Annotated in this window: 3 protein-coding genes; all 3 read right to left on the bottom strand. The window is 62.1% G+C overall.

Annotated elements, in window-relative coordinates; all coding sequences use genetic code 11:
• Positions 1-38: 38 nt before the first annotated feature.
• The 3 genes from KJB29_RS15465 to KJB29_RS15455 all read right to left on the bottom strand — a co-directional run bounded on the left by KJB29_RS15465 (position 39) and on the right by KJB29_RS15455 (position 15,962).
• Positions 39-10,550, bottom strand: a complete 10,512-nt coding sequence (locus tag KJB29_RS15465) for a DUF2341 domain-containing protein (protein ID WP_281412962.1) — start codon at positions 10,548-10,550, stop codon at positions 39-41.
• 17 nt (positions 10,551-10,567) lie between these two features.
• Positions 10,568-15,091: a CxxxxCH/CxxCH domain c-type cytochrome gene (locus KJB29_RS15460; RefSeq protein ID WP_246561694.1), complete on the bottom strand. Its 4,524-nt coding sequence runs from the start codon at positions 15,089-15,091 to the stop codon at positions 10,568-10,570.
• 493 nt (positions 15,092-15,584) lie between these two features.
• Entirely contained in the window at positions 15,585-15,962 is a 378-nt protein-coding gene (locus KJB29_RS15455) for a cupin domain-containing protein (RefSeq protein WP_187148449.1), read from the bottom strand.

Genomic DNA, 15,962 nt, shown 5'->3' with positions numbered 1-15,962 from the left:
CCTCCCCGGTGTATGGCCCACACGGCCCATGAACATTCCTATTTGCAGTTGCTGTCGCCCGGCACATAGGCCTGGGTCGTGGCTGACGCGGTGTTGCTGTAAGGCGATTTATCGCTGCCCCGATAGGCCCGCACCCGGTAGGTATAGCTCTTGAGGGGTTCGATGCCGATGGCGTCGACATAGGTGGTAACGTTGGCACCCACCGTGGCCGTCTTCACCCACTTGTCGTTCCATGCCTTGACCTCGATTTCGTACCCCTCTTCATCCGATGCCATGTCGGCCCAATTCAGCCTGATCGTGAAGGCATTGAGGGGGGTGGCGGTCAGGGTCTGGGGCTGGGCGGAGATGGTCGTCCCGCAGGCGATGTTCGTGTAGAGCGCCTCCCAGCCGGTGGTGCAGACAGCGGTTTTCTCTGCCTTGACGCGGTAGCAGTACTGGATCGACGGGGTGAGGCCCGGATGCGTGTAAATCGCCGTCCCCCCCGCAACGGTGGCGATCTGCGTTGCGCTGGAGCAGTCACCGTTGTTGCACCCGTAGATCACAAAGCGGGTCTCGTCGGGAATCGGGTCGCCCCAGCTGAGCGAGAGCGAGGTGTCTGTTGCCGGCGTGACCGTCAGTGCCCCGGGTGCCACGGGAGCGGGAGTGGTTGCCGTGGCGGTGTTGCTGGCAGGCCCTGTGTACCCGGCGGTGAAGGTATAGCCGACCGACTGTTCCTCGACGCCGACGGTTGCCGACGGTTCGGCAGCCGCGTACTTGCGCACCCTGATCCAGTCCCAGTCCGTGGCGTAGGGCTGGTCGTTGAAGGCATCGCTATCGTAGCGGCGCCCCAGGACGATGGATTCAGCGGCAACGCCGTTGTTGACGTTCCCCGCATTCCAGTACAGGACGCCGGTATCGAAGTTAGTCACCTGCATGTTGACCCACGACGCATCTATCACGGCCATGGAGTAAAGCATGTTTGCGGCGGTTGTCGGGGTTCCCCCCTTGGCGGTGTAGGAATTGTTATTGACAAAGTGGACATAGGCAGGGTGCTCAAGCCACCCCACGTTATTGTACGACCCGGCAAATAAGCCGCCAATGGCCTGACCGTCGATGGCAAACGAGGTGGTCTTCGCCTTGATGTCGAGGACGACTCCCGGCGAATAGGTGGCTTTGGATGTCAGGCGCCCCGTCACATTGGTGCCGTGGAGATACCCGCCGGAGACCGAGAAGCCGGTGCCGTCGGTGACCGTCCATTTGGCCGTGTCGATGGCGCCGCCGGTGAAGTCGTCGAAAAAGTCGAAGACGAGGGTGCCACTGGCCACGTCGACGGCGCTGGGGTTGCCGTAGTAGAGGTAGATGGTGCTGCCGGTCCTCGTCTTCACCCAGACCGTGGCAGTGGAGCTGTCGGTCTTCTTCTCGATCCAGTAGGGGAGCTCCTGGTTGGTGATGGGATCGATAAAGCGGATATCCGAGAAATCGGTATTCATGCCGATGACATAGGCAACCGTCACCTTTGTCTGGAAGTTGGATTGGAAGTTGGCGATGGTGATCGGCTTACGGCGAGTCCACGAACCGCCCCCGCTGGAGGAGAGCCCCACGTTCACCGCCTTGACCTGGTAGGTGTAGGCGGTGCCGGGGCAGACGCCGGTGTCCTCGTAGCTGGTGGCGTGACCCGACGAATAGCCAACGAGCGAGAAGTTGCTGCAAGGGTTCCCCAGACACCGCTCAACCCGAAAACCGGTGTCGGAGGGTGAATTGTCGGTCCAGCGCAGGGTGACGGAGGTGCTGCTGGATGCGGAGGCGGTCAGGGTGCCGGGGGCCAGGACCGTCGTAGTCGCCGAAACGATACCGTTGGTGTTGTAGGCGCTGTAGGAGGTGCAGGATGCCGTCCGCTTGGCGCGGAGCCGGTACCGGTATGTGGTGTCGGGGAGAAGCGCAACGTCGCTATAGGACGTAGTGCCTGCCGGCAGCTCAATGGTGTCGGCCACGCTGAAGTCGCATGTGGCGCCGCTGCAGCGCTCGATGACAAAGTTGGTTTCGTCGCTGCTGGTGTCGGTCCAGGCGAGGTTGATCTGCGATTCGCTGGCACGGGTGGCGCTGAAACCGGTCGGGGCGGCGATGGTCGGCGTGGTGATCGTTTTTGGGGCGCTCGGCTGCCCGGTATAGAGCCAGTCGTAGGTATAGCAGCCCCCAGCCAGCTCCTCTGCCCCGAGAGCCACCGTAGGGATGGTTGCGGCATACCGGGACGCAATCTCCTGGGAGGTCAGCGCGCGGTTGTAAATCCGCACCTCGTCTATAAGGCCGTTGAAGTAGCGGCCGGGATAGTCGAGGACACCGACCGCCAGGTTGACGGAGGAGAGATTCGGCAGATAGGGGAGCGTTGTGGTCCCCACCTGCTGGCCATTCACGTAGAGCGTGGCCGTCTGGCCGTTCAGGACCGCCGCCACATGGTTCCAGGTGTTGAGGGTGGCCGTGGCGCCGCTCCCCGGCACGTAGTCGTTGCACCAGGTCGGCATACTGGGACGGCCGCTGTTCTGGATGCTCAGGGCAAAGCCGAGGCCGTTGCAGCCCCTGCCGCTCCAGGAGACGATACCGTTGTATGTGGCATCGCCATAAGCCTTGGGATAGATCCATGCCTCCACCGTGGCGACACTGCCGCTCGGGATGTTCGGTGCTCCCCGACTGGCCCACTGCCCGCTGCCGTTCAGACTGAGGGCGTTGCCGTAGGGACCGCCGCTCACGATGCCGTAGGGCGCGGCAAAGCTGTTCAGGGTAAGGTCATTGCCGATGCCGCTCAGGTCCTTCGTGGTGCCGGAGATGGTGCCGGCATTCTCACTGAAGGGGTAGTAGGCCATGAGACCAGAACCAAAGAGCGCCGCCTGGGAACTGGTCGCCGTCGCGCTCGAGTTGCCGTAGTAGAGGTAGACAGAGGCGGTCTTGTCGGTCTTGATCCAGACGGAAGCCGTCACACTGTCGGTTTTGCTTTCGATCCAGTAGGGAAGTTCCACGCCGGTGCCGGTGTCGATGAACCGCAGGTCGTCAAAGGTGGCCTTCATGGCGGCGTTGTACGGCACGGTGAGCTTCACGAGGAAGTTGGGCTGGAAATTCGTCAGGGTCAGCGGAACGCGCCTGCTCCAGCAACCGCCGCCAGGGAAGGAGAACCCTTCGTTGACGGGTCGGACCTGATACGTGTAGGTTGTGCCGCTGCAGACGCTCGAATCGGTATAGGAAGTGACACCTGAAGCGACCGAGCCGATCTGGCTGAAGACCGAGCAGCCGACATCCTGGCACCTTTCGATCTTGAAGGAGGTTTCCGAGAACGTGGTGTCGGTCCACGAAGCCGCCACCTGGGTACTGGACGGCGTGGTGAGGGTCAAACCCATGGGAACCGGTACGGTGGTGGCAACCTCCTGTTCGGCGCTGTAGGGGGTGTCCCAGCCGCACCCTCCCCCCTTGTAGGCCCGCACGCGGTAGCGGTAGGTCGTGTTGGGAAGGCGGCTGTAGTCGGTGTAGCCCGTCACGTTGGCGGCGACGGTGGCAATCTGGCTGAACGTCGTGCAGCCGGTGCCGGTGCACCGCTCGATCTTGAAGCCGGTTTCGTCGCTCGTGTTGTCGGTCCAGCCAAGGACGACGGAGACCTCGGATTGGGCGATGGCCGTGAGGGCCGACGGCGCCACGGGCGCGGAGAGGGTGGCTGAAGCCGCGCTGGTGTAAGTTGCAGGCCAACCGGTGACCCACGGTTTGATGGACTTCACCCGGTACATGTACGTCCCGGCGCAGGCTGAGGTGTCGCTGTACGAGGCCGTGGCGGTCGCGTTTTGGGGAATGACCACCGGGAAGCCGCCGTCGAGGGTGGTGAAATCGCAGTTGAGACCCGAGCAGCGCTCGATCTGGAAACCGTCCTCGTTGGCGGTGGTGTCGCTCCAGCTGAGATCGACCCGGGTGCCGCTCACCGTCGTCACCAGGCTGGCAGGCGGCGTCGGGGTCGAGGTGCTCTTGCAGACGACGCCTGAGTAGGCCGAATCGCCGGTGGGGATCAACGTCTTCATCCGGTAGCAGTAGGTCTGGGCCGCGTCCACCGCCCGGTCCACATAGGAGGTGGCATTGGCGGAAACGGTGAAGGTATTCATCACCGAGAAGGTGGTGCTGCAGGTGGCGCCGGTGCAGCGCTCGATGCTGAAGCCGGTTTCCGATCCGGCATTGTCGGTCCAGGAGAGCGTTATCCGGTCCGTGGCAAGGGGGGTCGTATCGAGCAGCGGCAGCACTGCCTGATAGTTGGTGAGGGCCGCAGCCCCCGTGGCCGTATGGTTAAGAGAAATGGGAATACGTGCGGCAAAGCTTGAGCCGCCGATGGTGAAGGGCCCGTACTCCTTCGTGCCGGCGGTGGCGGTCGGAACAACCGTAGCCAGCTTTCGCACGAGGACCCAGTCCCAGTCGGTCTGGTAGGTCTGGCCGCCGTAGTAGTCCCAGTAATAAGCGCGGCCCAGGGCAAGGGGTTTGTTGTTGATGGAATAGCTTTTGTTCGTCGGGCTGATGTACCAGGCGCCGGTGTCCCAGTTGTATCCCTGGATCGTCGTGGTAGAGCCATCGGCACTGTATATCGAATAGCCCATGTTGTTGGCCGGTACCGAGGTGGCGTTCACGGAAACGATCCCCTCGGTGTAAAGGTTGTACCCGCCGTGGTTGGGTCCCACCGAGATGCCGAAGTAGTCGTAGGTCCCGTTGTAGACGCCGCCGATCATGTGGGGGTTGGCAGCCAGGGTCGTTGTCTTCACCTTGAGGGTGGCGAGCATCCCGTTCAGGAGGTTGAACTTCGACACCAGGCGGCCGTTAGTGTTGTTACCCCGCAGGGTCCCGTTCTGAACGGAGAAGTCGCCGGCGCTGCCGAGGGTCTGGGTCCACTTGGCGCTGTCGATGGCAGTGCCGTTGAAGTCGTCGAAGAACTCGAAGGTGGCGTCGCCGCTGTCCACGGACGGTGCCGTGGTACTGCCGTAGTAATAGTAGAGGGTCTTGGCCCCCACTGGGATGGAGGGGACTTTCTGCCAGATTCTGGTGCCGGTTGTGTTGCACTGGAGCTGCTGAACCCACTGGCTGAGAAGAGTTGTCCCGTCGGAATCAACCGCGCGGATATCCTCGCACCCGGTGGTTACCGCGGCGCTGCCGGCAAAGGCCGCCGGAGGGAGGACCGTCGTCTCGGCGGTGGCGGTGGCGCTTGGCACCTCCCAGCCGCACGAGGCGGTCTTGAAGGCCGCCACCTTGTACGTATAGCTCGTGCCGGGGGTCAGGCCGGTGTCGTTGAACGATGTGGTGTTTGCCGGGAGGTCGATCCCCACCTGGCTGAATACGGAACAGCCAGCGCCCGCACAGCGGTAAACCCTAAACCCGGTCTCGTCGCTCGTGGTGTCGGTCCAGGCCAGGTTGATCTGGACTTCGGTGGCGCGGGTGGCCGTGAACCCTGAGGGGGCAGTGGGCGTTGGCGTCGTCACGCTGAGGGTGTTGCTGGCAAGACCGTTCCACATGATCGGAAAGGTGCCGCCAAAGACCGTCTTTGCCCCCAACGTTACTGTGGGCTCAGGGACTGCGTACTTGCGAACCCGCGCGTTGTCGAGTTTGAATACCTGGTTGTAGTTGGCGAAGCCCACCTTGAACGATGCGGCCGTACTGTAGGTGCTGGCATAAAAGGACGTAGCGTCGCTGGAACTGGTGCCGTGATAGTAATTGGCCCCCGTGGTCGGCAGGACTTCAAACCGGAAGTATTGCCAAACGTCCGAAGAGATCGCCTTCTTGTTGTCCCCGCGGCTGTTTCCATCCTCGTAGACCGCCAGGCGGTTCCCGCCGCCGTCATAGATGGGGTAGGCCACATAGGTGAAATCGGTGTAGCTGACGCCGGTGGTAGTCGATTTGATACCCGGCATCATATATTGGCCGCCCGAGCGGTAGTGGTTCACCTCGAAGACGAAGGGACGGCTGAAGTTAGTCACGGAGTACATCCCCGTGGACCAGCTCCCCGGGCCGCCGCTCGACAGGAACTCTCCGCCGCTCTGGGAATAATAGGCGCCCGACGTGGTCCACTTTGAGGTGTCTATGACTGCGGAAGCGAAGCCGTCGAAGAGCTCGAAGACCAGCGGACCGTTGCCGGCGCCCGTGGCGCTCCCGTTACCGTAATACAGGGAAATCGCATTGAACCCGCCGGTTTTAATCCAGAATGTGGCGGTCGTGCTGTTGGTCCCGCTCTCGATCCAGTAGGGAATCTCCCTTTGGGTCGTCTCGTCGTAGAAGCGGATGTCGGTGAAATCGGCCTTCATGTCGGCATCGTAGGGGATGACGACCTTCGTCTGGAAGTATGGCTGGAAATTGGCAATGGTGAGGGGAACCTTCCGGACCCAGGTGCCGCCGTTGCCGCGTGAAAGGCCCTGGTTTACGGGGCGAACCCGGTAGGTATAGGTCGTCGTATTACAGGCTGATGCGTCTGAAACGCTTGTCGCATTGGCCGCGGTAAGGATAACGCCGCTGTAATCCGGCTCGGCGCAGGTCGTACCAAGGCAGCGCTCGACATTGTAACCGGTTTCCGATCCGGCCGTGTCGGTCCAGGCAAGGCTTACGGTGGTGGTGTCCGCCGCCGTGGCCGACGTCAGGCTGGGGGCCACGGAGGTGGTGGTTGCCTCGGCGATTCCGCTGTAGGGGCCGTTCCAGCCGGCGGTCGACGTCTTGTATGCCCGGATCTGGTAGCGGTAGAGCGTATTCGGCTGTACCGCCACGATATCGCTGTAGGAGGTGGCATTGGCGGCAACCGTGTCGATCTGGACGAAATTGCTGCATCCCGTCCCTGAGCAGCGTTCGATTTTGAAGCCGGTCTCGTCGTTGTTCGCGTCGCTCCAGGCGAGGTTGATCTGCCCTTCGCTCGCTCTTGTGGCGGTAAGACCGGTCGGGGCTGATGGCGTCGGCGTCGTGGCGCTGGCCGGCGTGGAGAACTGTGACTGCCAGTCAGCGGTCTTGTAGGAAAGAACCTTGTAGGTGTATGTGGTGGCGGCGGTGACGCCGGTGTCGCTGTAGGTGGTGACGTTGGACGCGACGGAGCCGATCTCCGCGTAATCCGCGGCACTGCAGGACACAGTGCTCCCGGGGCAGCGGAAGATGCGGAAACCGGTCTCGCCGGTGATGTTGTCCTGCCAGGTGAGATTGACGGTGGTGGTATTGGCGGCAACAGGGGTCACGGCGCCGGGGGGCGGCGGACTGGTAAGTACGATATCGCGTTCGATCCAGCGCTGGTCCGGCTGCCCGCTCTTGAATGGCCGGACGCGGTAGCAGTACTCTTCGCCGACGTTGAGCCCCGTATCCGAGTAGGCGGTCGTATTGGCGGCAGTGGTAGTGAGCAGCTGCCAGGGGTTGGCCGAGGTGCAGCTCCCCACCTTCCGCTCGATGGTGAACCCGTCCTCGCCGGTGGAGGTATCGGTCCAGGCGAGATCGGCCTTCGTGTAGAAGGGAGAGGCGGTAAAGGGGGAGCTCGCCTGCAGCGGCGTGCCGTCTCCCTTGAAAACGAGGTAATCGGCGTTTCCCGTAGCGTTGGTGGTATACCCCGCCACCAGGGTCTCGCCCAGGGAGTTGACCGTCACCGCCAGGGCCTGGTCGTAGCCGTTGGCAGCGCCGTTATAGATGGTGGCGGCGATGAGGTTTCCCGCGTAGTCGAATTTCACCACCATGGCATCGGTGGTCAATCCGCTGGCAGGCCCCGTATAGCCGACGACACTGACGTTGCCGCTGACATCCATGGCCATGGCGGTTGCATAGTCATCGCTTGAGGGGCGGAGGTGGACCTTCTGCCAGACCACGTTTCCGGCGCTGCTGTAGCGGATGATGATGAAGTCGTGGTCGCCGGCTCCCGTGAGGGTCGTGCCGGCCACAACCACGGTGTCGTCGATCAGGTCGTATTTGACCGTGATCCCCTTGTCGTCGGCATTGGGGTTGCCGGCGGTCGTGCCGTCGTAGCTCTTCTGCCAGATGACCCGGCCGGCGGTGGGCACCGTCTTTCCGTCATACTTGACGAGGATAATGTCGTCGTTGCCCGCGGCGTTGCGGGTGCTGCCGGTGACGTAGACGTTACCCGCCGCGTCCACGGCCAGGCTCTGGCCATAGTCGTCCCCGTGGCCGGCGCCGTCGAGGATGTGGTCCCAGATTTTGGCGCCGGTTGCGCCGTTGTATTTGGCGGTGTAGATGTCGTAGTTGATGCCGTTGTGACGGTAGCCGGTAATGACGATGTTCCCGTCCTTGTCAAAGGCAACGGCCGAGGGATAATCGTTTCCGCCGCCGTCGTAGGGGGTGGCGGACCAAGCGGGAATCGCCTTGCCGAAACCGTCCAGCGAGGGGGTGGCAGCGTACTTGATCAGGTAGATATCGTCATTGTTGGCGGCGTTCTTTCCGTAGCCCACCACTGCCATGCTGTTGGAGCCGTCGACGGCGGTAGCGATGGCCCGTGCCCGGTCGTCGATGCCGCCGGGACCGTTGTACTGCCCTTCCCAGAGGGGAGTCCCCCCGGCAGCGGGATACTTGAGCGTAAAGACGGAGTTGATGTTCTTGGCCGCCGGCGCGTAGTAGAGGGACGAGTACCCGGTCACGATGGCGGTGTTGTTTCCGTCAACAACCACGCTCTTTGCGATGTCGAGTTCGCTGTCGACATCGTTGTAGCGCTCTGACCAGAGGAGTGCTCCGGTTGTATGGTCGAGTTTGACCGTGTAGTAGTCGAAACCGGTCAAGGTGGCCAGGCTATAGCCCGTGACCACGGGGTTGTTGTCGGGCCCCACGGCGATCGCTTCCGCGTAGTCCTCGCTGTTGTCGCTGCTGTTGAAGACGTAGTTCCAGACCGGCGCGAGATAGTTCACATACAGGGTGATGACGCTAATCTCGTCGGAGGGGTTTGAGCTGCCGTTAAGGGCATTGTAGGAACGGACCCGGTAGTAGTAGGTGCTGTTGGCCGTGAGCCCCGTGTCGGTGAAGGTGGTCACGTTGGCCCCCACCGTGCCGACCTCGGCCCAGGTCCCCTCGCTGGTGAGCTTGCGCTCGATGCGGAAGCCGTCCTCGTTGGTGGAGTTGTCGGTCCAATCGATCTTGACGGAGGTGTTGGAGAGGACCGTCGCGGTCAGGTTGCTCGGCGGATTCAGGCTCCCGGCGTCATAAACGACCTGCCAGTAGTCGTAGTCCGATGCGCCGGAGGTCCAGACATCGGACCATCCCCCAAGGACCACCACGAACTCGTTGTCGGTGGTCTTGATGCCGAGCCCCACCGCCTTGTCGCTCTTGCCTGCCGTTCCGTTGAAGGCCGTGTGCCAGAGCTCGCTGACACTGGCGGCTCCGTTCTGGTACTTGACGCAGAGCATGTCGGTGGTGCCGGCACCCGTGAGGGTGTAGCCGCTCACATAGACGTTGCCGCCGGCGTCGAGGACGATGTCGGTGCCGAAGTCGTGCCCGCCCAAGCCCGAATCGTAGAGTCTGTCCCACGCCTTTGTGCCGTCGGACCCATTGTACCGGATGACGACGAGGTCCTCGTTCCCGGTGAGGGTAGTGGCGTATCCCGTTACATAGACGTTTCCCCCTCCGTCCAGCGTAAGGGCGGCCGGCTCGTCGTCCATGTTGGCCGGTCCGTTGTAGGCGGTGCTCCAGAGCAAGGCGCCATTGGCCCCATTGTACTTTGCCGTATAGATGTCAACGTTGGAGCCATTGTTGACCGACGCGGCAACGATGACATTCCCCGAGCCGTCCACCCTCACCTTCCGCCCCACGTCGGCATTGGCGCCCGCCGAGCTGTAGCGGCTTTCCCAGAGCTTGGCGCCGGCATAGTCGTACTTGACGGTGAGAACGTCGAAATCGGTGCCGTTCCACGATTGCCCCGTCACGGCCACGCCTCCCGGCCCCGTGGCAATCGCCGCCAGCTTGTCCGTCCCGTTGGCGGTTCCGTTCCAGGTGGCGATCCAGAGGGGAGTGCCGTCGGGGTTCGGTCCGTTCACGCCGAACTTCAGGACGATGTAATCCTCGTTGCCGGACGCGTTCTGCACAGAGCCGCCCACATAGACGTTGTTGAGCCCGTCGACGGCAACGGCCGTTCCGATGTCGTTGCCGCCGGCCGGTGCATTGTAGGTATGCTCCCAGAGCGTCGCGCCATCACTCCCCCGGTACTTGACCGTGTAGATGTCAAAGTTGCTGCCGTTCCAGGCAAAGCCGGTGACGATGGCGTCATTGTTGGAGTCCACGGCGATGGCAGTGGCCTGGTCGGAGCCCCCCGCCCGGTTGTAGGAGGCGCGCCACGCCACCGTGCCGTCGGGATTGAACTTCACGGTCCAGTAGTCGTCATCGGTCAGGCCCGCAAGGTTACGGTAGCCGGTAACGATGAGCCGTCCGTTACCATCCACCACCGACGCCTTTGCCTCCTGTTTGCCCGCCTGAGGGGTGTCTCCCGCATCCCGGAGCTTGTCGCCGCCTGCACCGAAGGCCGGTACCGCCATGAACGCCACAAGGAAGAGCAGCAAGATCAACCGTGAAATCGCACCGACTGCCATGCCACGAACCAATTGTCTCATCGCATAAATCATCGCCATCACCATTTCGTCTTCGTGTTCCAGGAGTTGTCGGGCCACACGCCGGTGGGGTGGCAGTTCACCCGGCTTTGCCCCTTCCCTCTCGGGAATGTGCCGCTTCCCTCTCCGGCAGCACCGCCGGAAGCCACCCGGCCGCGGTGGGTGACATCGAGGCAGTTGGTCTGCATGAGCCGCGGGAGACTCGAAACGTGGGGGACGTGACACTTGGAGCAGGTAAAGGTGTGCATGTCATTCTTGCCCCACCCTTTCACCGTCTGGTGAACGCGGTCAAGGCTCTTCCAGGGTTTCGTCTTGTCGGCGCCGGCGGTCAGGTTCGACTTGGGGTGGCACCGCATGCAGAGGCCGGCGAACTTCGTGTCGTCTTCCGTGATCCGGCGCCAGCCGAAGGTCCCCTGGTCAAGGTTGACATAGGGGGTGGGGGTCGGGTTCTGGTATGAGCGACTGCCGCGCGTGCCGGTGGTTGCACCGTCCAAGGGGAACTCTTCCTTGTAGGGGGAGGTCAGCCAGGTCCCCTTCAAAAGCGGGACGGCATAGGCCTGATCGCTGCCGAGCGACGGACTGACTCCGTGGGGGTCATGGCAGGGGGTGCAGAGACCGTCAATCGTCCCCATGGCGCTGTTCGTGAGAGCCGATGATCGCTTGAAGTGGCCCCCCACAATGGTGCGGTCCTTGAACGACGTCCGCTTCATGTATCCCGCCTTGCCCTGGCCGAACTTATCGGTATCGCGATAGCCTCTCACCGAGGAGATTGCGCCGAAGGTGGAGGAATAGCCCCAGGGGGTGATGCCGCTGTTCTTTGTCAGATGGCAGTCGAAGCACTGACCGGCGCCGGTATTGTACGGATTGACCGAGTTGATATCCGGGTTCGACGACGCCTTGTAGGTCATGGCATAGCCCCCCTTGCCCGCCTGGGTCTCCTTCAGGTTGCCGCCATTCTTGGTGCCGTTGAAGGTGACGTAGCTCGTGGTCGTGCCGTTGGCCTTTGAACCGTGGGAACTGTGGCAGTCGTAGCACTGCACGGCCTGGCCGCCGCCGCGGGTATTGGGGATGTCGCCGTCGTAGCCGGTCTGGGTGCTCCAGCCACCCCGGTTTGCCGTCGCGTTGCCGTGGGCTGAAAATGCCTTGGTCAGGTTCTTCCTGGCGGCATTGGCCGTGCCGGCGTATTTGCCCCACGTCGTGGTGCCGGTCTGCTGGTAGCGGGCGGCAACGCTGGAGCGGTCCCAGGCATACTGGCGCGGGGTCTTGCAGTCGCCGAAGACATCGGTGTCGTTGTTCTGGTCGCTGTGACAGCCTATGCAGTGATTGGTAACCTTGGCCGCCTCGGTCCGCTCCGAGGCAGTACCGATGTTGGATGCCAGGAACTGGATGGCCGTGGTGGTGTTGTAGAAGGTGGGGCGGACCCTCGGCTTCCAGACCACCAGGTCCACCTTGGCATTCTTCACCGACGAGTACGTCTTGTAATTGTATCCCTCGTGGTAGTCCACATCGATGAGCCCCTGGGGTGTGGCTTCCCAGTGGCACTGGTAGCAATCGGTGTTTTTTATCTCTCCGCTGGCCCGTTGCGAGTGGTGGGAGTTGGAACGGAGCTGTCCCATGATGTCCATCCGCTTGCCGATGGTCCCCGAATGGCACTTGGTGCAGTCCCGCGGCAGGCCGAAGGCGGTATGCTTCGGGATCGGCTTGGCGTTCTCGTGGCAGCTGTTGCACGCCTGCTTGTTGGCGTGGCTGTCGGCGAAGCGATGCTCGTGGCAGGTGGTGCAGACCCGGCTCACGTTGTGGCCGTCGCCGCTCGCGCTGGTGAAGTGCTTGGCGGAAGGTGAATGACAGACGTTGCAGATGCCGTTGTAGGGCGCCGTGGTCCGGGCATAGTCGAGGCCGCTCTGTTTCTTGATGAAGACCACGTCGGCACGGGTTTTCGGGATGCCGAAACGGCCATCGGAGGTGGTCGCCACCTTGTCGTGGATCATGTAGATATTGGAGTCCCCGTGGGGGTCATGGCAGTCCCAGCAGAACTTTCCCCCCTTCCAGGTTCCCTGGTAACTGGAATAGGTACCCCAGATGGGTGACTTGGTAGCGGACGGGATCTTTGTCCACCCGCCCGAATCCTTGAATGCACGGTAGTGCTTATAGCCGAAATGGCCGGCCGAAGCCCGGGCCCTTTTCGGCTTGATGAAGCGGGTCCCCGGCATCAGCGGATCGAAGCCGAGCGAGTACTTCATGGGGTCGGTGTCGGGCGCCCGGTGGCACTCGTTGCACTGACCGCCGCTGTCATCGTCGTGGCACTGGAGGCAGACCCCCATCATCAGGTACTGGTTCCTGACATCATCCTTCTGATCCGCCGTCCAGGTTCCGGTATTGACGTCGTGCCCCTTGTGGGTGCCGGTGGCGAAGGTGCCGCTGTCGGAGTCATGGCAGTTGACGGCCGTGCAGCCGGTCACCTGGGTGTGGCCAGGGAAATGCGTTACCGTGCTCCAGTTGCTCTGCCTGAAAACAATACCGAGGGCCGTGGCCTGGGGGGCCAGGGAATCGACCTGCCCCACGTGGCAGCCGATGCATTCGCCATCGCTGCGGGTCATGTGGCAGTAGACGCACTCCTTCTCAAAACGGCGCTCGTACTGGCGATGCATCCGGAGCCTGAATGGATTGGCGGCATCCTTGTGCAGGGCATTGTTGTCGTGGCAGTACCAGCAGGGGTTACCGGGGAAATTGGCCGCCGGGTTCCCCGACACCGGATAGGCGCCGGCAGAGGAATAGCGGCCGTGGCCGGACACCGTCCACTGGGTGAGGCTTATGCGCGCCTGGGTGCCGTTGAATGAGTTGTAGTCGTCCTGGTCCGCCCCGGTCGTCCCGTGGCAGCCGAGACAGGTGACCGCCCCCGTTACCGACCCCCCCCAGACCGGGTCGGTTCCACTGGTGTGGCACTTGGTGTTGGAGCAGGTTTTGGCAACCGGGTTATAGGAGCCGCCGTCCTTGAAGACCACGTCCTTGGTTTTGTTCACGTGGTAGGTGCCGTTCAGGTGGGAAGACTCTCCCATGCTCCCGACGGGGATGCCGGCACTGTGGCAGGAGGCGCAGTCGCCGATGACGGTGGCGGCATGGCAGTTGTCGCAGCTGAAATTCGTTTCCGCGTGGCGGGGATGGGAGTTGGCGCGGGGAGTGCCGGCCCCCTGGTTGGCGAACATCGGCATCGACTCCATCCATTCCTGTCCCGCGGGGAAGCTGTATGACCCGAGGGTGCCGAAGCGCGCGGGAAGCGTCCAGACCTTTCCGGCTCTCAACACACCGTCATGGCAGCCGACGTCCGAACATCCACCCCGCAGGTGGCCGTGGCAGTCGTTGCAGCCGGCCTTGGTGGCGGTCCAGGGGAAGGCGCGAACAGTTTCGGGATCGGTGGTGCCGTCGCTGTGACAGTAGACGTTGGAACAGACCTTGGTCGCCGGATCATAGGCCGCATCCGGCCGGCCGACAATGTTCCACTGGGGCGCCATCTTCACGTCCCGTGTGCCGTTTACATGCTTCGTCGTGTCGATGATGTTCCCCGCCGCATCGGTAGTTGCATTGTGGCAGTAAGAGCAGGGGTATTTCCGGATCCAGTGGGAGCCCACCAGCTTGTTGTGGCCGTTGCTGCTCATGTTGAGATAGGGAGAGCACTTTGTCTTGACGCTGTCCCACGTGCCTCCCACGCTGGTGCAGTTGGCCTGATTACTGTCGGAACTCCTGCCGCGATGGCACGAATAGCACTGGATGGTGCCCGAATCGGACCATCGCGCGGTCGTGAAGGGCGGATTGCCGCGGCCATCGCTGTGGCAGTAAAGGTTGGTGCAGGTACCGTTGCGGGTCGGGCTCTGGCTTGGCAAATAGCCGGGATAGGTGAGGGCTCCGCTGTAGGTGCCGCCGCTGTTGGGCGCCTTGGTGAATTTTACGACGAGCGCGCGCTTGCCGACGCTTGTGGCGTGGACGAAGGGATGCGCATCGGCAGTGTGGTCCGTGTGGCACGAGGTGCAGCTCCCCGTCCCGGTCCCCAGGTAGTCGCCGTGCTTTTTGCCGGGCCCCGACGCCGCCGGGTGGTTTCCATCGTTTGGCGCGGCACCGTGGCAGGCGGAACAGCCCGCAGGGACAGCAAGGGGCAGCGACCCCCAAACCGGAGTCGCTGCCTCGAAATGACAGTTGATGTTCGTGCAGCTTCCAGGTGTAGGAGTTGCGCTCTGGGGGGAGGAGGTATGGTTGCGGAAGGCGGTTGCAAGGGGTGAATTGTTGATGCGGCTCGAAATCCTGATGCTGCCGTTGCGGTGAGAAGCAGTGTACGAAGCGCTCCCCGGATGGCATTGGGAGCAGCTGCCAGGCACGGCGGAGGCGTCCATGTGGGTTCGGTGGTTCCCCTGAAAACCGCCCGAGCTTATGTTGCGGTAGGCATTGTCGGCGGGCCGGTAATCCACCGGGCTCGAAGAGCCGTGGCAGTTGTAACATTCCAGCGCTCCTTCGGCTGGGCCGGCCAGTGACAAGACACCGACAAACAATAGCATCAACGACGAGCCAACTCTCCGACAAGTGCTCTTGCCTACCACGCCGCCCCTCCCCCATTGCAATGCAAAGCACAGATTACGTCAAACGACTGAATATCACGCTCTTGTTTACAAGCGCCTCAGATCATTAGTGAATATCTCTTATATACCTAATAATCCAATCAACAAGTTATTGACACCATCCTTAGCCAAATAGCCGGCAACATGGGTGAGCCACTCACACAAATATGCAATATCAGCAAGTTGTATCTTATCTGCAAATGTTTGAATGAAAAAAATGCAATAATCAAGCCTGTTCTCGTACAATCGCAGGGGTAATTTCCCCGGCGCGCCGGAGGAGATCCGTAGAAGAAATAAAAAAAGGAGCCGCTCGGCTCCTTTTTCAATACACCTATTTTCCTTTGGGATACGTGTCACTGGGGGGGCGACGCCCCGTCCTTCAACCGGTCGATACTATGCGGCTACCGTCCTGGCGAGGAGACGCCGTTGTCGCCTAATCAGTTTCTCCGGAGAAAGTCTCCGTTCCCGGCTCACAGCGATTGTAGTCGTCGTCGAAGCGGACAATGTCGTCTTCGCCCAGATACTCGCCGCTCTGTACCTCGATGATGACAAGGGGGATCTTGCCGGGGTTCTCCAGCCGGTGGTTCCGGCCGATGGGAATGAAGGTGGACTCGTTCACGTTGACCACATACTCCTCATCACCGCAGGTCACCCTGGCAGTGCCGGAAACCACGATCCAGTGCTCGCTCCGGTGGTGGTGCATCTGGAGCGACAGCCGCTGCCCCGGATTCACTTCGATCCGCTTGATCTTGTAACTGGTGTTTTCCTCAAGGACCGTATAGGTCCCCCAGGGGCGTTCTCCTCGTTCCAA

The sequence above is a fragment of the Geobacter grbiciae genome (genome assembly GCF_018531165.1).
In the GTDB taxonomy this organism is placed as follows: domain Bacteria; phylum Desulfobacterota; class Desulfuromonadia; order Geobacterales; family Geobacteraceae; genus Geobacter; species Geobacter metallireducens.
The sequence above is the reverse complement of the archived record's forward strand: the minus strand, read 5'-3'. Positions and strand labels throughout refer to the sequence as shown.

Excerpts from the sequence above, each read along its gene's own strand:
- KJB29_RS15465 (WP_281412962.1), bottom strand. The coding sequence starts at position 10,550 with ATGAGACAATTGGTTCGTGGCATGGCAGTCGGTGCGATTTCACGGTTG.
- KJB29_RS15460 (WP_246561694.1), bottom strand. The coding sequence starts at position 15,091 with ATGCTATTGTTTGTCGGTGTCTTGTCACTGGCCGGCCCAGCCGAAGGA.